The sequence below is a fragment of the Methylobacterium radiodurans genome (assembly GCF_003173735.1).
GTDB classification, from domain to species: Bacteria; Pseudomonadota; Alphaproteobacteria; order Rhizobiales; family Beijerinckiaceae; genus Methylobacterium; species Methylobacterium radiodurans.
Map to the genome: position 1 here is coordinate 1,245,722 of NZ_CP029551.1, position 17,013 is coordinate 1,262,734.

The following is a 17,013-nucleotide window of genomic DNA, read 5'->3' on the forward strand; positions in this document are numbered from 1 at the left end:
TGCAGCCACCGATGAGCCACGAAGAGGCGAGCCCAGCGCATGACCCGGTTCAGCGGCAAGGTGGTGATCGTGACCGGAGCAGGCTCCGGCATCGGGGCCGCAACGGCGCGACGCTTCGTGCAGGACGGCGCGTCGGTCGTGCTCAACGGCCGCACGCGAGAGAAGCTTGAGCGCGTTGCCGCGGATCTCGAACCGGATCGCGTCCTTGTGCAGTCCGGCGACGTGTCCGATCAGGGTGATGCTGAGGCTCTGATCGCCGCCACGGTCGAGCGGTTCGGCCGCCTCGACATCCTCGTCAACAACGCCGGTGTCGTTCCGACCGGCCCGCTCCTCGAGGCGTCGGTCGAGGATTGGCGCAGGGTCATGGCCATCGACGTGGACGGCGTGTTCTTCTGCACGCGAGCCGCCCTGCCGCACCTGCTCCGGAGCGGTGGCAATATCGTCAACGTCTCGTCCGTCTCAGGGCTCGGTGGCGACTGGAACATGAGCTTCTACAACGCTGCCAAGGGCGCGGTGTCGAACTTCACGCGTTCGCTGGCGCTCGAACTCGGCGAGAGAGGCGTGCGTGTAAACGCGGTCAATCCCGGCCTGACGTTCACCGACCTGACCGAGGACATGAAGGGCGACGAGGCCCTGATGAAGCGCTTCGCGGAGCGCATCCCCCTCGGCCGTGGAGCTGAACCCGAGGAGGTCGCAGACGTGATCGCCTTCCTGGCGAGCGAGGAGGCGCGCTACGTCACCGGCGTGAACCTGCCGGTCGATGGCGGCCTCACGGCCTCGAACGGGCAGCCGAAACAGGCGTGAGACTTCGCAGGAGCCGGTCTCCAAACCCCGCGATCGCAATAGGCGGACATGCGACGTCTGACGACCCGATGAGGAGGATCGATCATGGACCTGCAGACCACCCTCAGGGACGCCATCCTAACTGAGCTTCAGCGTCAGGCGGAGGCGACCGATGCTGCACCGAAGGTCAGCCCCGCGGGGGACGGCTTCGTTGAGATCCACGGGCAGATCGACCTCGACGCCTTGATCATGGTGATCACGGGCTCCCTCGCCGGAGGGCCATGAGACGACGCCGACGGGGCAACTGCGACGATCGCGATGCTGATGAGGAATGGTAGACAATGAACAGGGCCTACGGTGTGCAGGTGACGGCACGCGGACCAGACGGAGGCGAGGAACGGACCGTGCCGGTTCTGGTGGTCGCGGGCGACGAGCAGGACGCCGTTCTGGTCGTTGCCGAGGCGGTCGGTGCCGATGCTGAGGCGGAGGTTCTACGCGAACTCAGCGATGCTGAGATCCTGGAGCACGATCTCGATTTGAAGCAGCGCGGGGCCGCGAAATCGCTCGCGATGCTGAGGCTCTGAGGCGTTTAGGCGGCAGGCACGCTTCCGGTCCGAGGATTTTAAGGAGCAACGCGCGGTCGATGAGCCCCGCCTACCTCGTCCGGGCCGTTCAGCGACTGTCGAGGAGGCTCTGGATGAAGACTCCCGCTCCCGCGAGGCAGCATTGACCATCCGCGACATCTTGGTGAACAAAATGCTACGCGTGGATCATGCGCGGCTAGATCTCGCGGCGCACGGCGGCGTTCACGGCGCAGGCAATCACCGTGAGTGGCACCGCAAATGGAATCATCAATCGCACAGAACCAGAGGCACAGGGCGATGCCACTGAAGAATGCACCGACCCCGCAGACGCCGGCCCAACCCGCGAGGGCATAGGCGATCGTCGCCGCAGGGCCGCCGATACCGCTTCCGACCGAATAGAACGCCATGTAGCCGCCCACAAGCCGGCTGCGCGCCTGCGGATGCCGCGAGACGATCACGCTCTGGTTGGTGAACCGCGCGGCCGCCTGACGGCAAGGAAGCGCCCTCTGCCACGGCGGCCACGACGCCCTCGCGCAGATCGATAGACAGGGGTGAAGGCATCGCTGGCTCGTTCCCCAGTCAACGCAACAGCCACTATCCCTTCGCAACACCGCCGGGCACGGCTCTAAGGTCAACGCGCCCGGCCTCCCGTCGTCTCCGCAGTCGAGGTTGGCGGACGCGAAGCACGCGGCATCTGGGTCCGTTTTAATCGCGCAAGCGCACCTACGACAGCGTGGAGCCGAAGGTCCACAGATGGCGCACAGCCGAACAAGGGGCGCGCAAACTCCTGACCCAATCCGGACCGTCGCAGGCGTGGCTTTCAGCCTGCCGATCGGCAAAAGGCGCCGCCAGGAAACAGGGCTCAAGGCTTGCGATGCTCGCCGACCGGATCCATGCCGGATTTCTTGATGGCTGCGGTGGTACGGTTCGAGCTCAAGAAGTCGATCAGCGACTTGGCTTGAGCGATGTTCCGGGAAGCACTGACAATGGCCGCGGTGAACACCTGCACGAGTTGCGCCTCGTCCGGGAGCGGACCGACGAGTTCGATGCCAGGCTGGTTGACCAGTTCGCTCACTGGTCCGATCGCCAGATCCGCCTTACCGGCCGCGAGCAGGCCCGTCGAGTCGATCCCCCGGGGAACCACCGTGAACGTCACCTTGTCGGCGATCCCGAGCTTTGGAAACACCTCGTCCCTCACGAAGAGGCCGCTCGTGCTCCCAGGCATCACGACCATGTGCGCGCCGAGCAGAGCGGTCTTGAAGCCCTCGATGGTGCTGAGATCCGGCTTGGGGGTCCCCTGACGCACGGCAGCGGCTAGAGGTACGCTCGCCAACGCGCGCTCCGAGCCAGGGATGATCCGGTTGGCGACGATCAGTTCGCCCAAACCTTCCTTGGAGAGGATGACCACATCGACTTCTGCGCCGCCCTCAAGCTGAGACTTGATCGTCTTCGGGCCCGTTCCCTGCGATGCCCCAGACAAGGTCGTCACTGAGACGCCGGCACCGCGCTCGAACGCCGGCAAGACATCATGGTACGCGAGCGAGAAACCGCCGGATATCATGACGTTGAGTTTTTCCATTGCATGCCCCTGAACCGATGCGAGAGACAGCCACAAGACAGCGGCCAAAGACGCCCGAATGATTACCGACATTGCATCAACCCAGTGTTGCTCAAGGCATCTGGCACGCATCAGTGCTGGATGCCGCTACGATAGCGCGCCGCGCACCGTTCGCCCTGGAGCCTCCGGCAGCCCCGTACCGCCCTTTTTCGCCCCGACTGCCATTTGGCACATTACCCATAAAAAATACCGGTGCAATCGCAAATCAGCCCTAGCTCTGCGCCTTGAGCCTCGCGGCGGTACGGAGGTGCAGACGCAGGAAATCGGCGGCCGCTTCCAGGTCCCCCGCCAGCAGCAGGTCGATCAGTTCCAGGTGCTCCCGACAGCGGGCTGCCGCCGCCTGCCGATCAACGGATTTCCGGTACTCGATCAGCCGCCTGACCCGGTTCAGCCGTTGCAGCGCATCCAGCATGAAGGCGTTGCCGGAGAAGCCGACGATGGCTTCGTGCAAGGCACTGTTCGCGTCGAAGAGCTGCGCGGGTGAAACGGTCGCGATAGCCCCTCCCACCAGGTCGCGCTGAACGTCACGGCAATGCCGTAGGGTGGCTTCGTCCACCATGAAGGTCGGCTCTAGGATCGCGGCCGGTTCGATGATGATCCGCAGGCGGTATCCCTGCTGGTAGCTCTGCGCGGAGGTCAGGATCGGGGTAAAAGCCCAGCCATAGCCAGCCAGTCGTTCGAGCCAACCCTCGTGCAGCATGCGCTGCAGCACGCGCTGAAGCGCCGCACGGCTAAGCCCATATCGACGGATCAGTTCACGTTCCGTGATCCGTTCAGGCAGTTGCTCGGCAAAGCGATCCTCGGCGATGCGGAGGTAAGCGCTCTCCTCCTCAGGCAGTGACGGTTCGGACGCCACAACACCAGGCGTGCCCTCGTCAGCGGAACGGCTTCTCTCCGCGACGACGTAGCCACGACCGGTCTGGCGGCCGACGACGTTCCGGTCCGCCAGAAGCCGCAGCGCTTCACGCACCGGAGTGCGTGACACGCGGAACTTCTCGGCAAGCTGGCGCTCCGGCAACCGCTCCCCGGCCGAGAGTGTGGACCGACGAATGTGGTCCGCGATGGCGGCAGCAAGCTGCTCGATCAAAGAGGGAGCGCCGGGCCCAGGCATCGTGCTGTGTCTCTCCACGTTCGTCCCTTCTAGCCGAGCGCAGCCCGCTCGGGATGGCGCATGACGATCATCGCGATGTTTTTTACGATTGTAAAATGCCAGACCGCGAGCTACCGGGACCGGGTTGGGATCCGTGAGGGTGATGTCATGACCCGTGGTCTTCGCCGGCAGTCAGGACGGCGGTTTGCCATCGTGCTTCTCGGCGCACTTGTCCTCCTTCCCTGGCGTGAGGATGCCGCGATGGCACAAGACCTCTCCCCGGAAGTTGTTCGCGCGATCGCGCCGACAGGGACGCTGCGCGCCGCGATCAACTACGGCAACATCGTTCTGGCCCAGAAGGGGCCGGGCGGGGAGCCTGCCGGTGTCTCGGCGGACCTCGCCCGGGAGCTCGGCCGTCGGCTGCACGTGCCCGTCGCCTTCACGACCTTCGAGACCGCCGGCAAGGTTGTCGAGGCGCTGGACGGACTGAAGACCTGGGACATGGCCTTCCTGGCCATCGACCCGCACCGGGGTCAGACGATCGCCTTCACCCCGCCCTACGTCATCATCGAAGGGGCCTACATGGTCGCGGCCGGATCGCCGCTGACCCGCAACGACGAGGTCGACCGGCCCGGCGTGCGGATCGCGGTCGGGCGCAACACGGCTTACGACCTGTACCTGAGCCGCGAGCTCAAAGCGGCCGAACGCGTCTTCGCGCCGACTTCACAGGCTGCCCTGGACCTGTTCAGGCAGGATCGCCTGGACGCCGTCGCTTCCGTCCGTCAGCCGCTTGAAGCCTATGCCCGGGACCACGCGGACGTGCGCATCCTGCCGGGCCGTTTCATGGTCATCGAGCAGGCCATCGCGCTGCCGAAAGGCCGCCCGGAGGCGGAAGCCTACCTGCGTCGGTTCATCGAGGAGATGAAGGCGTCGGGGTTCATCGCGAACGCCCTCGACAGGAGCAACCAGCGTGACGCGGCGGTCGCTCCGCGGGCTACGGTGCCGTAGAACGGCGGTCGACTGTATCGAGCTGAACGTATCGACGCCGACGAGCGATGATCACGGACGGTGTCTTGGACAACCGGATCCCTCAGAGGCCGAAACTGCGCATCGCAGCGTGGGCACAGAGTCCGCTTCCGACCGCAGTTACCCCACAAGCAGCCCCTTGTAGCGGAAGAATTGAGGTCTGCTGCTGGCGCACAGACGAACAAGCCGCGTGCGAACTCCTGATTGAGAGCCGACTCAGTCGTCGAGGTGCTGCCGGGCTGGAGCGGGAAGGAGAGCGGTGGCGTCTAGGCGATTCTGCCGCCGGGTCGCCTCGTCCCGGCCAAGAGGCGCCTCATCGTGGAGGCTGTCGGCTGCGCCATCAAGGCGGGATGGGCACGGTGACCCGGTGCAGTATCAGAGCACAACCTGAACGGTCGCCACGGTCGAAGATCTGATCGAGGTCGTAAAGGGGCCTTTTGCGCCTCGCGGAGGTCCCACCGCTTTTCAGAGGCGGGGGGTCTCGAAAAAAAACCGCCTCCCGATCCGGTCCGGCTCAGCCCGGCAGGACGACGCCATGCGCGATCCGCCGGGCCCGCGCCGCGGCGACAGCGTCCTGCGGGAAGCGGTCCGGGTTGGTCGCGACGATGTACTCGTCGGTGCAGGTGCCGAGCCCGGCCTCGACGAGCAGCACGAAGCTGGTGCCCTGAGTCTGACGGCGGGTGCAATCGGTCATGAAAGCAATCTCGCAGTTCCGCCGCATGGAGCGCAGGCTGTAGGCCGACACGAGGCGCTTGCCGGTCTTCTCGTAGCGGCAGGGGTCGACCAGGGCGATGGCGCCCCAGCAGCCAGCAACGACGCGGTCGCTGCCGCACCTGACTGGGGGCGGGATGGACGCGGCTGCGGCTCCCGAGATCGTGACGACCTCAGTTCACAGCGCTTTGTCCTTAAACCCGAAGCCGATCTGCCGCCACCTGATGCCGGCGGCAACCATCGGGCAAGGCGCGGCTTGCAAAATTTCCTCCGGCCTCACCAGAGAACCTCGACAGGTGCCGCTTTCGTCAAGAGTCATCCTCCGCAAGGTCGTCGAGGTTTCCACCCTCGGTCGGTCCTCCCAGCAGGAGCCGCGCCCTCTTGACGAAATACTCCGCGCCCGGCCTGTCGGCCGCGTCGACCCGGCCGTGAGCCAGATGTTCCTCGAGAGCGTCAGCGAGCGCTGCGCTGTCGAACACCGCGGCGTCGGGTAGCTGGCTCATGCGCCTGAAGCGGTAGGGCGGCGCAGACGAGTAGTTCAGACTCATCTCACCGAAGGCCAAGTCAACCGCCGCGCGTGGAGCAGCCAGCTTATCCAAGACCCAGGCCTTCGGGCCTTCGGGTCCGGAGAAGGCACTCCATACCGAGATGACGAGGTCAATACACGGTTGGGTCGCCAAGTTCTCGGTGCGGGCTGCCTCGCCGATCCGTCCGGCGACAAGGGACCCGATCCGCTCGACGTCGGCGAGTGGTAGCAGGGGCGACGAACGTCGCTTCTCTGGCTTCCGGACGATGCCGTGATCCTCACCTAGCAACGCCACGATCAGAGCACAGGCATGCAGCCCGGCCGAGGAGCGGTTGATCGCGACAGCGATGGCATCGCCACGGCCTTCGGGGGGCAGTCTCTCGACGATGGCCGTGAACAACCGGCGCAGGCGCTTGCCATTCGTGGTGATGAAGGAGAAGTCAGCGACCTCGTCTTTCGCGATCAACAGCGGGTCGGCCAGATCAAGGAGGGTTTCAAGGAGGCCAGGTTCGCAGGCAGCGCCCCCCTTCAGCATCTTGCGGATCTCGTCGAGGAGCGGGCCGGCGAACGAGATGCCGTCTGAACGGTACCGTCCGGCAACTGCCTGGATCGCGGCCCGAACGTATCCGGGGCTGCCGAGGCGCTCCTTCAGGGCGCGCAGGTCGCTGAGAGGGATCTCGTCGGTCGGGCTGGAAAACCGGAAATAGGCGTCGAACCCGTCCGGCGCTCCGATGCGACGGCCGGTGAGAGTTTCCGACTGCTCGTGGCCCGTGAAGCCGTTGGGTTTGAGCTGACCGTGGATGGCAGGGAACATCATGCAGACGAGGTCGACGACATCATCGCGTCGGCTCGGGAGAGCACTCTCGACGATGGAGCGCGCGAGCGTCTTCCGCTCATCCTCCCCGAGCGGGCCGCCTTGGCCGACCAGGAACCCCTTGTTGCTTCGGATCGCGTCACAAGTCCGCTCGTCGAAATGCCGGAGCATCTCGATCGCGACGAGATCGGGGAGATAGACCTCGCCGACAACGGCGGGCCAGGTCACTGACAGCGCGTTGCAGAGGCGAGCCACGTCGCGCGGCGAACGAAGGTAATGCTCGAAAGCGATATGGGCGACGGTGCTCCAATCCTCCTCGTTCATGGGCGGAGCCGGTCCGACGATCGCGGTGAGGCGCTCGAAGGTCATGGATCGTAAGCCGGCAAGATCGGGTGGTGGCAGGTCGAGCGCGACCTGGACGATCTTCTCCAGGTAGGTCGGCAGTCGGCGGTCCTTGTCCGACGGGGACGCCGTGCCTCCGACGGCGCGATCGACGATTGCTCGGTCGTAGATGAGGAGATGGATGACATTCGGCAGGTTTCCGAAGGTCTTCACGAGCGTCAGGACCTGACGCACTTCGTCCGGCTGCAAGCGGTCGAGGTCGTCGACTACGACGAGGATCTTCGTCCCGATCCCGGCGAGGTGGCCGCGCAGGTCGTCGATCATGTCGTCGAGCGAGCGATTGTCGATCCGATGGGCCCCGTAGTTGAGGCCTCCGGTGACGGCCGACTTCACGGCCGCTGCGGCGGGCGCGGCGGTACCGCCGGTGGCGAGCACTGTGCCAACTGCGGTAAGGCCGCCGATCATCTCGGCCCCGCCTCGGATCAAGTCCTTGACGAAGCGGCGGGTGCGTTCGGGGGTGCCCTGGTCGAGAGTATTCTCAACAACCCTTCCGAGTTCGGACAGGTAGGCGGCCGCCAGCGTTTCGAGGCCAGAGAAGAGCCAGGGATTGAAGGGACGCACCTGGATGCGCCCGCGCTCCGGAGCGTCGCCCTGAAGCTCGCGGATCGCCTCCAGGGTCAGGTTGATGGCACTGCTTTTCCCCATCCCCCACTGTGCCTGCACGCCGATGACGAAGCCATCACTTGGGGCGCGGTACACGATGCTCCTCGCCAGTGCTTCAGCGAAGGCTCGGTATTGCAGGCGGTCTTCCGCCTTCGTCGTGATGGGACTGTCGGCGGCGAGCGTCGTCATCTGGTCAGCGGCCACTGGAGCGAATCGAGCAAATCGCCATTCTAAGGGTCCTCGTCTGCATCGCCATCGCCGGATCGACGAGCGCACCGCTAGGGCCCTGACGCGGCATTTGCTGACCTTACCGTCGGGCGGCCCGCTGAGACGACCACGGTGGGATTGGAGCCGGTGCTCTCCTCGCCCTGTCCGCGCGAGTTGCAGAGGATCCGGGTGGAGGGCCGCCCGTCGCAGCTCTTCTGTCGTGCGAAGGCCGGTATGCGTTAGTACCATCTCGTCGGATTCAGATTTTTCGACCGGGCGAGGTGAGATCAGGCTGCCTGACACTTGCGCGACAAATGTCGAACCGATGTCGGACAGGTATTTGATCGGCAGGCTCGGCATGAGCACATCAGCCCGTCCCTCGTTCGATCCGCCGGAGGCGTGATCCGCCCATAACGTCCCTCGCCCCGATGCCGTCAGCAACGCATCGCGCGCAGGAGGCCGTCACCCCCAAGGGGCGCGTCAGCGTAAGCCGCAGGCGTTGACGGTCCCGAGCACGGTGCGATGGTGTGAGCACGGGAGCGAGGTACTGGCTTCCCCGATCTGCATGAACGTCGCGGGTCCCGCGAACCTTTCCGGTCCGCTGCCCAGCATGGGGTCGGCCCGCTTCGCGGACCGCAACAAGTCCCGGTAGCAAGACTCAGGCGACGTGCCTCACCGTCTTGGGCTGCGGCTCCTCCATGTCGTCGTTGTCCGGGAGGGGCGGTGTCGCAAATCTGTCCTCAGTAAATGTCTTTAGGAGAGTGGACACTTTTGCGACATCGCGGCTGGCTACGAACTCGGCGAGGGTGCCGGCATGCTCGTGGCGCTGGATCGTCCGCAGGCTGCATCCAAGGCAATCGGCCAGGACCTTGCGCTCGGCGGTCTTCGTGCGCTCGCTCTGAGGCTTCATGCCGGCCTCACGCCGCTGGCGCTCCTTCCGCTTAAGGTCCCGCTCCTTAGGGCTTTCCGGATCGATGGAGGTGAGGCCGTAGCGGTTCGCTCCGGCGTCACGCAACTGCGCCGTGGTCGTCTGCAACGTGGTTGCGATCTCCCCTGGACGCGGTCCCCAATGGAACGACGCCCGCGTCGAGGAGATCCTTCTCGCCATGAAGGCGATCGCCTCGGTACGGTGCCTCTCGAACTCAACTGCCAGCGCCTCCGGCGTGACCTGTGCAATTAGAGCCGGGAGTCGCCTCTCGAACCAGCGCAGCGCCGAAGTCCAACCGGAGGCCGACAGGGCGCCTACGTGCGCTGAGATGCGGACCATGAAGTCTATGTAGAGTCGACTGCGGTCGGTGAGTTCGGGCGGATCATCTTGGCCGGCCTCGTGCCGCATCAGCCGCAGGATGCCGGCGCGATGGCTGAGACGCTGACGAAGCGTTCCTCGTCGCAGTTCGTCGAGCGCGTAGGATATGCGGAACCGCTCGGCCTCACCAATCTCATTCCGGAGGGTAGGCCCAGCCGCCGACTGGATCCGGTTGAAGGTCCATAGGGCGCCGTCAAGTTCATCCTTGAGGTTAGCTCGTTCCTCGGCGCTTTGGGGCGTCCGTCGAGTGGCACCCATCAGGCATTGCGATTGTTACTGTTGGCACGCGACGCCAGCACGGCGTCCCAGTCGAGACCTTCAGCACGGCCGTCGAGCCAGTCCGACAGATCGCCGATCCGCCAGCCGAGCCGGCGCTCAGAGAGACGGATCGGGGCCGGGATGGAATTGCGGTCCTTCATCCGTCGGAGAGTGGGGACAGACAATCCAATGAAGGCCGCAGCATCTTTGGTGCCGAGAACGCAGCGGCGGGCGAGATCAGGGTTGAGGTGGGCAAGCCGGCTCATGTGGTTCCATCAGTGGTCAGGAGCAGTCAGAGCCATACGGTTATCAAATGGTTAAATAAGACTCACGGAGCGCGCCGGCACTCGCTTCATTTTCCGGCGCAGACCCGCTCGACCTCGTCCCCCCAGCGGCTCAGCGCATCCCGGGTCTCGGCTTCGTAGCGCGCGCGGTTGTAGATGCCAGCGACGCCCGCTCGGTGCCCCGAGACGTGGTTGAGGGCAGCCTCAATGACGTGCGGCATCACCCCTATCTCTGCCATGCCGGTAGCAGCAGAGCGCCGCAGATCGTGAAGACGCCAGGGCTCTTCCAGCGAGACTTGCCTGTCCAAGGCAGCCTTGGACTTCGAGAAGCCTGAGAAGCCGCCCGACCCGGTGCCGAAGACGAGGTCGCGCCCAGCCCGAATTGGTACCGACTTCAGGATGTCGACCGCGCATGCCGGCAACGGAACCGTATGGGCCCGCTTGTTCTTCGTCCGAGAAGGAGGGAGGCGCCAGAGTCTCGCATCAAGATCCAGCTCGTCCCACCGCATCTCCGCGACCTCGTCCCGGCGCTGGCCGGTCAGGATCAACAGCCTCACGACAGCGCTGAAGTCACCCTGCGGCAGCGCCCTCCAGATCAACGCCAACTCTGGCAGGCTGAGCACACGGTCGCGGCGCACCTCATCCGTCGGCGCGTTCGTTCCAAGCACAGGGTTGGACTCGGCCAAGCCTTCGCCGATCGCCCAAACGTAGACGGCCGAAAGCATCCGGCGGGCGCGGACGGATGCATGAGGCCCAGACTCCTCGGTGATCTCGCGGAGACGGGTAGCGACGCTCGAGCGTGTAACGGATGCGAGTGGCAACCCATGGAGCGGATGCCAGTGCGTATTGATGTGGGTCCGCAGGTTCGCCAGGGATGAGGGCCGCATTCGCTTCCGCGCGTCCTTCTCGTACTGCTCAAGCGTACTGCCGAGCGTGACAGCCGCCTGCGCTCTCTGCTCCTGCCGGGCGAGGGCAGGGTTCTCACCGAGCGCGGCTTTCGCCAGCTTCTCCCCAGCCGCCCGTCGGGCACTCGCGAGATCTATGGTGTCGGCCGCACCGATGGTGAACAGGGACGACTTGCCGCCCGCGCGAGGAGGCCGGATGACCCAGAAGCCGCGGCTTCCACGGAGGCGATAGCCGAATCCGCGAAGCTCGGCGTCCCAGATCACCCGCTCGCTCTGCCCCGGTGCGAGGCTGACACCTGCAATGGCGGCCTTCGTCAGCTTGAGGACGTTCTCTTGAGCAGCGCGGCGTGGCATTGGGATCTGCCTGGGGTGCATCTGGGGTGCAGTGCAGTAGCGACCCCTGATCGCTTGTGGCAGAGTTGTGAGAGGGTCTCAAGGCCGAAGACTCTTTGGGGTGCAGCAATGATCGCGCCTGACCACTCCCACCACCCCATTTACACGGAGAGGGTCGGGGGTTCGAGTCCCTCACCGCCCACCATTTTCAGGCATTCGGGTGAGTTCTTGCTTGCCAGAGAGTTTTGCTTTCAGCCATGAGGCAAGTATTTTTGTAAGCTCATAGTGTAAATTTCTAGAAATTTTTTCGATTCCAGCGTCTCTGTGCGCTTTGGCTTTGTCCTGACCTTCAATCTATGCGCGTGACACTTGTGCGTCGAGCCTGAGCCTAGGTGGGTCTTATGTCTTCGCGCCTGCGGGGAGGCTTGGCTATCGCCTGCTTGCGCCTGTCACCTTCCTAGAGCGGGCGTTCCAACGACACATGGCCGCCACCGAGCAGTGGCCGCTCATCGGGTCTGATCCAAAATCCTGGTCAGGTCGCAGTCACCTGGGCGAACATCGATGAAGTGGCCGAATCGTACCGCGGCGCTCCCGGACCGGTGTTGAACGGCGTGATGCCGATGCCCGTTCGATTTTGGCGAATGGGCATTGGCGAAATGAGGTTGGATCGATGTCCGCTTCCTCCGGTATGAAATGCTGAAAAGCCAGACGGAGGACATGCCATGCCTGGGCCGCTCAGCGGGATCCGCGTGCTGGAACTCGGCCAGCTCATCGCCGCGCCCTTCGCCGCGCGCCTGATGGCGGAGTTCGGCGCCGAGGTGATCAAGGTCGAGCCGCCGGGCGACGGCGACCCCTTGCGCAGGTGGCGCAAGATGCACGAGGGCACCTCGCTCTGGTGGTACCTGCAGTCGCGCAACAAGAAGTCGATCGCGGTCAATCTGAAATCGCCGGACGGCCTCGACGTTGTGAAACAGCTCGCGCGCAGTGCCGACGTCGTGATCGAGAACTTCCGCCCCGGCGGCCTGGAGAAGCTGGGGCTCGGCTGGGACGTGCTCTCGGCCCTCAACCCCAACCTCGTGATGGTCCGCATCTCGGGCTACGGCCAGACCGGGCCCTACCGCGACCGGCCGGGCTTCGGCGCCATCGGCGAGGCGATGGGCGGCATCCGCTACACCACCGGCAGCCCCGAGGCGCCCCCGGCCCGCGTCGGCGTCAGCATCGGCGATACGCTGGCCTCCCTCCACGGCGTTATGGGCGCCCTGATGGCCCTGCTCCGGGTGAAGATGGGCCAGGGTGCAGGCCAAGTCATCGACGTCTCACTCGTCGAGAGCGTGTTCAACGTCATGGAGAGCCTGGTGCCCGAATACGACCTACTGGGCGAGGTGCGCACCCGCACCGGCGGCGCGCTGCCCGGCATCACGCCCTCCAACACCTACCCGACGCGGGACGGCGGCTACGTCGTCATCGCGGGCAACAGCGACCCGATCTTCCGCCGCCTGATGACGATGATCGGCCGAGTCGATCTCGCCGAGGACCCGGCTCTGCGCAGCAACGACGGCCGCTCGAAACAAGCCGCGATGCTCGACGCCGTGATCAGCGACTGGTCGGCCGCCCGCACCGTCGAGGAGGCGCTCGCGGCCCTCGACGCCGCCGATGTGCCGGCGGGCCGGATCTACTCGGTGGCCGACATCGTGGCCGACCCGCATTACCAGGCCCGCGGGATGATTTTGCCCGCCGACCTGCCCGGCGGCCAGCAGGTGAAGATGCCCGGCATCGTGCCGAAGCTCTCCGAGACCCCCGGCGAGGTGCGCTGGCAGGGCCCGGCGCTGGGGCAGCACACCGATTCCGTCCTCGCCGATCTCGGCCTCGACGCCGAGCGCATCGCCCGCCTGCGCGAGACGGGAGCGGTGGCATGAGCGAGCACATGGTCGTCCAGGAGGTCGCCACCCGCGACGGCTTCCAGATCGAGCCGGTCTTCGTGGAGACGGCCGAGAAGATCCGGCTGATCGACGCGCTCGCCGCCGCCGGCTTCAGCCGGATCGAGGTCTCGTCCTTCGTCTCCCCGAAGGCGGTGCCGGCGCTCAGTGACGCGGCGGAGGTCTTCGCAGGGATCGCCCGGCGCCCCGGTACGATCTACGTGGCGCTCGTGCCGAACCCCAAGGGCGCCGAGCGTGCGCTCCAGGCCCGGGTCGACGAGATCAACCTTGTGGCCTCGGTGAGCGAGACGCACAACCGCGCCAATATGGGCATGACCCCCGAGGCGTCGATCGAGGGCTTCGGGCGCATCATGGAGACGGTGCGGGGATCGGGCGTCAGCGTGAACGCGACCGTCGCGACCGCCTTCGGCTGCCCGTTCGAGGGCGACCAGCCCGCCGACAAGGTGTTGGCCCAGGTCGAGCGGTATCGCGCCCTCGGCGTGGACGGCGTGACGCTCGCCGACACCACCGGCATGGCCAACCCGCGGCAGGTCGCCGGCCTCGTCGAGCGGGTTCTGCCCGCGCTCGGCGCGGACCGCCTGACCCTGCACTTCCACAACACCCGCGGCCTCGGCCTCGCCAACGTGCTGGCCGCCTACCAGGCGGGCGCCCGCCGCTTCGACGCGGCGCTGGGCGGTCTCGGCGGCTGTCCCTTCGCGCCGGGGGCCACGGGCAACATCTGCACCGAGGATCTGGTCAGCATGGCGCACGAGATGGGACTGGCGACCGGCCTCGATCTGGACGCCTTGCTGGCTCTCGCGCGCGACCTGCCGCGCCTCGTCGGCCACGACGTGCCGGGCCAGGTCGCCAGGGCCGGCCGTCCTTCCGACCTGCACCCGGCGCCCCCGCTCAAGGCCGCCTGAACACCGCTTCCCGCGGAGAAGCCGCCCGTCCCGAAGGCGGCCCCGCAGCCGTGACGCTCGTCCCCGGCGGCCCCGCCCCGCCGGCCGCGACGCCGCGTTCCCGATCCCATCCCGGAGGAAACCCCATGACCATCGCCTTGTCCGGAACGCCGGCCGCCGCCGAGGCGGCGAGCGAGGCGAGCGTGGTGCGCAAGGTCGCGTGGCGGTGCATGCCGCTGATCATGATCTGCTACATGTTCGCCTTCTTCGACAGGATCAACATCAGCTTCGCCAAGTTCCAGCTCCAGAGCGACCTCGGCTTCAGCAACGTCGCCTACGGGCTCGGCGCGAGCATGTTCGTGGTCGGCTACGTGCTCTTCGAGGTGCCGTCGAACCTGATGTTGTACAAGGTTGGGGCGCGCCGCTGGATCGCCCGGATCATGATCTCCTGGGGCATCGCCACAGCCCTGATGATCTTCATCCGTACCGAGTGGCACTTCTACGTGCTGCGCTTCATCATCGGCGCGATGGAGGCGGGCTTCGCACCGGGCATCCTGTACTATCTGACCCTCTGGTTCCCGGCCTCGTTCCGCGGCCGCGTCACCTCCTTCATGTTCGTGGCCTCGGCCTTCTCCGGCATCTTCGGCGCGCCGGTGGCGGGCCTCATCCTCGGCGGCCTCAACGGCGTGGCCGGGTTCGCCGGCTGGCAGTGGCTGTTCCTGGCCGGCGGTATCCCCTGCCTGATCCTCGGCGCCCTGGTGCTCACCCGCCTCGACGACCAGATCGCGGACGCGCGCTGGCTGTCGGAATCCGAGAAGACGCTGCTCGCCTCGCGCATCGCCCACCAGAACAAGGGCATCGGCGACCACTCGCTCTGGGGCGCCATCAAGCAGCCGGGCTTCCTGCTGATCGCGCTGATCTACTTCATGCTGCAGGTCGGCTCCTACGGGCTGAACTTCTGGGGGCCGGATCTGATCAAGACCGCGAGCGGGGGCCAGGCGGCCTCGGTCGGTTTCCTCACGGCGATCCCCTATATCTGCGGCGCGATCAGCATGGTGGTGGTCGGGCGCCTCTCCGACGCCTCGGGCGAGCGGCCGAAATTCGTGGCGGGCCTCGCGATCGCCGCCGCCCTCGGCTTCTTCGCGGCGGGCCTGTTCGATCGGCAGATCGTACCCCTGATGGTCGCGCTGGCGCTCCTGGGCTCGGGCATCGTCGCCTCGATCCCGACCTTCTGGACGCTGCCGGCCAAGCTCGTCACGGGCGTGGGCGCTGCGGGCGGCATCGCGCTCATCAACACGCTGGGCCAGTTCGGCGGCATCGTCAGCCCCGTGGCGGTGGGTTGGGTGAAGGACCTCACCGGCTCCACCACGCCTGCCCTCTACGGCATCGGCTGCCTCTGCCTCGTGGCCGCCGGGCTCCTGCTCTTCGCGATGCCCGAGAGCCTGCGCCGCAGCGACCGCGCCTCGTAAGGCCGGCCTGCGGCCCCGCGACACGTTTCTAGGGCCGATCCAGGACGCGATTCTGGATGAAGATTGCAGAAGGGAGGGATCGATGGCGCTGAACCTGACGCGGAAGCTGATCCAGTCGCACCTCGCCGAGGGCGGCCCGATGCCGGGCTCCGAGATCGCGCTCACGATCGACCGAGGAAACGCCATGTTCACACGACGCAGCCTGCTCGCCACCGCCGCGACGGGGGCCGGCCTCATCGCCTGCCCGGCCCTCCTGCGGGCGCAGAGCCCGAAGATCCTCAAGCTGTCGCACCAGTTCCCGGGCGGCACGATCGACCAGGGCGACGCCCGCGACCGCATCGCCCGCCGCTTCGGCCAGGCGGTCGAGCAGCGCACCAACGGCAGCCTGCAGGTGCAGGTCTACCCGACCTCCTCGCTGATGAAGACGCTGGCCCAGTTCAGCGCCGTGCGGAAGGGCGCGCTCGACATGAGCCTCGTGCCGCTCTCCTACGCGGGCGGCGAGGTGGTCGAGACCAATCTCGCGCTGATGCCGGCCCTCGTCTCCAGCTACGAGCAGGCCGCCAAGTGGCGCACCGCCCGGATCGGCGAGGAGCTCGCGAAGACGCTCAGTGACAAGGGCGTGATCATCCTCACCTGGATCTGGCAGTCGGGCGCCGTCGCCTCGCGGGTGAAGCCGATCCTGGAGCCCGCCGACGTGAAGGGCGTGAAGATCCGCGGCGGCGGCCGCGAGATGGACATGATGTTCCAGGCGGCCGGCGGTATCGTCTCCACCATGCCGTCGAGCGAGATGTATATCGGCATGCAGACCGGTGCGCTCGAGGCGGCGGTGAGCGCCTCGACCAGCCTGATCTCCTTCCGGCTCGACGAGATGACCAAGAACCTGACCGCGGGTCGCGGCCGCTCGTTCTGGTTCATCCTGGAGCCGCTCATCATGTCGAAGGCGACCTTCGACGCGCTGACCCCCGAGCAGCAGAAGGCGGTCCGCGACGTCGGCCAGGAGATGGAGGCCTTCTCGTTCGAGGCGGCGAAGGCGGACGACGAGGAGATCGTGAAGATCTACGCGGCCCGCGGCGCCAAGGTGCACGACCTCACCGACGCGCACATCGCCAAGTGGAAGGATCTCGCCCGCGACACCGCCTGGAAGGACTTCGCCGGCAAGAACGCCCGCTGCGCGGAGCTTCTGAAGCTCGCCGAGCAGGTCGCGTAGCGGGGACCTGCCGGACGCGCCCATCATCCGGCGGACCGTCCTCCGACACCCCCGCCGTCATCCGGGCTC

15 protein-coding genes are annotated in these 17,013 nt (G+C 66.3%); 8 read left to right on the forward strand and 7 right to left on the reverse strand.

What is annotated here, in order from left to right; genetic code table 11:
- Positions 1-39: 39 nt before the first annotated feature.
- The 3 genes from budC (at position 40) to DK427_RS05535 (ending at position 1,367) form a co-directional block, all read left to right on the forward strand.
- On the forward strand, positions 40-804 hold the full coding sequence (gene budC / locus DK427_RS05525; RefSeq protein ID WP_109950383.1) for a meso-2,3-butanediol dehydrogenase: 765 nt from the start codon (positions 40-42) through the stop codon (positions 802-804).
- A gap of 84 nt (positions 805-888) precedes the next feature.
- Entirely contained in the window at positions 889-1,068 is a 180-nt protein-coding gene (locus tag DK427_RS05530) for a hypothetical protein (RefSeq protein ID WP_109950384.1), read from the forward strand.
- A gap of 119 nt (positions 1,069-1,187) precedes the next feature.
- The gene (locus DK427_RS05535) at positions 1,188-1,367 is read left to right on the forward strand and encodes a hypothetical protein (RefSeq protein ID WP_245930814.1); all 180 of its coding nucleotides are present in this window, start codon (positions 1,188-1,190) and stop codon (positions 1,365-1,367) included.
- An 862-nt stretch (positions 1,368-2,229) separates the two neighbouring features.
- On the opposite strand, the gene DK427_RS05540 is transcribed toward DK427_RS05535, so the two are convergent.
- Positions 2,230-2,946: a substrate-binding domain-containing protein gene (locus DK427_RS05540; RefSeq protein ID WP_109954021.1), complete on the reverse strand. Its 717-nt coding sequence runs from the start codon at positions 2,944-2,946 to the stop codon at positions 2,230-2,232.
- A gap of 250 nt (positions 2,947-3,196) precedes the next feature.
- Positions 3,197-4,072 (reverse strand): GntR family transcriptional regulator, encoded by an 876-nt coding sequence (locus DK427_RS05545; RefSeq protein ID WP_245930815.1) that lies wholly within the window; start codon positions 4,070-4,072, stop codon positions 3,197-3,199.
- Positions 4,073-4,156: 84 nt separating this feature from the next.
- Between DK427_RS05545 and DK427_RS05550 the strand changes: the two genes are divergently transcribed.
- Positions 4,157-5,083 carry an ABC transporter substrate-binding protein gene (locus tag DK427_RS05550; RefSeq protein WP_245930816.1) on the forward strand — a complete coding sequence of 309 codons (927 nt, stop codon included), beginning with the start codon at positions 4,157-4,159 and terminating at the stop codon, positions 5,081-5,083.
- A 532-nt stretch (positions 5,084-5,615) separates the two neighbouring features.
- Here DK427_RS05550 and DK427_RS05560 read toward each other — a convergent pair.
- The 5 genes from DK427_RS05560 to DK427_RS05580 all read right to left on the reverse strand — a co-directional run bounded on the left by DK427_RS05560 (position 5,616) and on the right by DK427_RS05580 (position 11,471).
- Positions 5,616-5,795: a hypothetical protein gene (locus tag DK427_RS05560; protein WP_162559689.1), complete on the reverse strand. Its 180-nt coding sequence runs from the start codon at positions 5,793-5,795 to the stop codon at positions 5,616-5,618.
- A 325-nt stretch (positions 5,796-6,120) separates the two neighbouring features.
- On the reverse strand, positions 6,121-8,346 hold the full coding sequence (locus DK427_RS05565) for a KAP family P-loop NTPase fold protein (RefSeq protein ID WP_162559690.1): 2,226 nt from the start codon (positions 8,344-8,346) through the stop codon (positions 6,121-6,123).
- Positions 8,347-9,022: 676 nt separating this feature from the next.
- Positions 9,023-9,928, reverse strand: a complete 906-nt coding sequence (locus DK427_RS05570; RefSeq protein ID WP_162559691.1) for a hypothetical protein — start codon at positions 9,926-9,928, stop codon at positions 9,023-9,025.
- Positions 9,928-10,194 (reverse strand): helix-turn-helix transcriptional regulator, encoded by a 267-nt coding sequence (locus DK427_RS05575; RefSeq protein WP_109950391.1) that lies wholly within the window; start codon positions 10,192-10,194, stop codon positions 9,928-9,930. The genes DK427_RS05570 and DK427_RS05575 overlap by 1 nt, the downstream gene beginning before the upstream one ends.
- An 86-nt stretch (positions 10,195-10,280) precedes the next feature.
- Positions 10,281-11,471, reverse strand: a complete 1,191-nt coding sequence (locus tag DK427_RS05580; RefSeq protein ID WP_162559692.1) for a tyrosine-type recombinase/integrase — start codon at positions 11,469-11,471, stop codon at positions 10,281-10,283.
- Positions 11,472-12,172: 701 nt separating this feature from the next.
- On the opposite strand from DK427_RS05580, the gene DK427_RS05585 reads away from it, so the two are divergent.
- The 4 genes from DK427_RS05585 to dctP all read left to right on the forward strand — a co-directional run bounded on the left by DK427_RS05585 (position 12,173) and on the right by dctP (position 16,944).
- Positions 12,173-13,366 (forward strand): CaiB/BaiF CoA transferase family protein, encoded by a 1,194-nt coding sequence (locus DK427_RS05585; RefSeq protein ID WP_109950393.1) that lies wholly within the window; start codon positions 12,173-12,175, stop codon positions 13,364-13,366.
- Complete coding sequence (locus tag DK427_RS05590) at positions 13,363-14,289, forward strand: hydroxymethylglutaryl-CoA lyase (protein ID WP_109950394.1); 927 nt, start codon at positions 13,363-13,365, stop codon at positions 14,287-14,289. Before DK427_RS05585 ends, DK427_RS05590 begins: the two co-directional genes overlap by 4 nt.
- A gap of 125 nt (positions 14,290-14,414) precedes the next feature.
- Positions 14,415-15,737, forward strand: coding sequence for an MFS transporter (locus DK427_RS05595; protein WP_109950395.1), 1,323 nt, complete (start codon positions 14,415-14,417; stop codon positions 15,735-15,737).
- 184 nt (positions 15,738-15,921) lie between these two features.
- Positions 15,922-16,944, forward strand: a complete 1,023-nt coding sequence (gene dctP, locus DK427_RS05600; RefSeq protein ID WP_109954022.1) for a TRAP transporter substrate-binding protein DctP — start codon at positions 15,922-15,924, stop codon at positions 16,942-16,944.
- Positions 16,945-17,013 lie beyond the last annotated feature (69 nt).

Bases quoted from the DNA above. Each gene is read 5' to 3' on its own strand.
- budC (WP_109950383.1), top strand. From the start codon at position 40: ATGACCCGGTTCAGCGGCAAGGTGGTGATCGTGACCGGAGCAGGCTCC.
- DK427_RS05530 (WP_109950384.1), top strand. From the start codon at position 889: ATGGACCTGCAGACCACCCTCAGGGACGCCATCCTAACTGAGCTTCAG.
- DK427_RS05540 (WP_109954021.1), bottom strand. From the start codon at position 2,946: ATGGAAAAACTCAACGTCATGATATCCGGCGGTTTCTCGCTCGCGTAC.
- DK427_RS05550 (WP_245930816.1), top strand. From the start codon at position 4,157: ATGACGATCATCGCGATGTTTTTTACGATTGTAAAATGCCAGACCGCG.
- DK427_RS05560 (WP_162559689.1), bottom strand. From the start codon at position 5,795: ATGACCGATTGCACCCGCCGTCAGACTCAGGGCACCAGCTTCGTGCTG.
- DK427_RS05565 (WP_162559690.1), bottom strand. From the start codon at position 8,346: ATGACGACGCTCGCCGCCGACAGTCCCATCACGACGAAGGCGGAAGAC.
- DK427_RS05570 (WP_162559691.1), bottom strand. From the start codon at position 9,928: ATGGGTGCCACTCGACGGACGCCCCAAAGCGCCGAGGAACGAGCTAAC.
- DK427_RS05575 (WP_109950391.1), bottom strand. From the start codon at position 10,194: ATGAGCCGGCTTGCCCACCTCAACCCTGATCTCGCCCGCCGCTGCGTT.
- DK427_RS05580 (WP_162559692.1), bottom strand. From the start codon at position 11,471: ATGCCACGCCGCGCTGCTCAAGAGAACGTCCTCAAGCTGACGAAGGCC.
- DK427_RS05585 (WP_109950393.1), top strand. From the start codon at position 12,173: ATGCCTGGGCCGCTCAGCGGGATCCGCGTGCTGGAACTCGGCCAGCTC.
- DK427_RS05590 (WP_109950394.1), top strand. From the start codon at position 13,363: ATGAGCGAGCACATGGTCGTCCAGGAGGTCGCCACCCGCGACGGCTTC.
- DK427_RS05595 (WP_109950395.1), top strand. From the start codon at position 14,415: ATGACCATCGCCTTGTCCGGAACGCCGGCCGCCGCCGAGGCGGCGAGC.
- dctP (WP_109954022.1), top strand. From the start codon at position 15,922: ATGTTCACACGACGCAGCCTGCTCGCCACCGCCGCGACGGGGGCCGGC.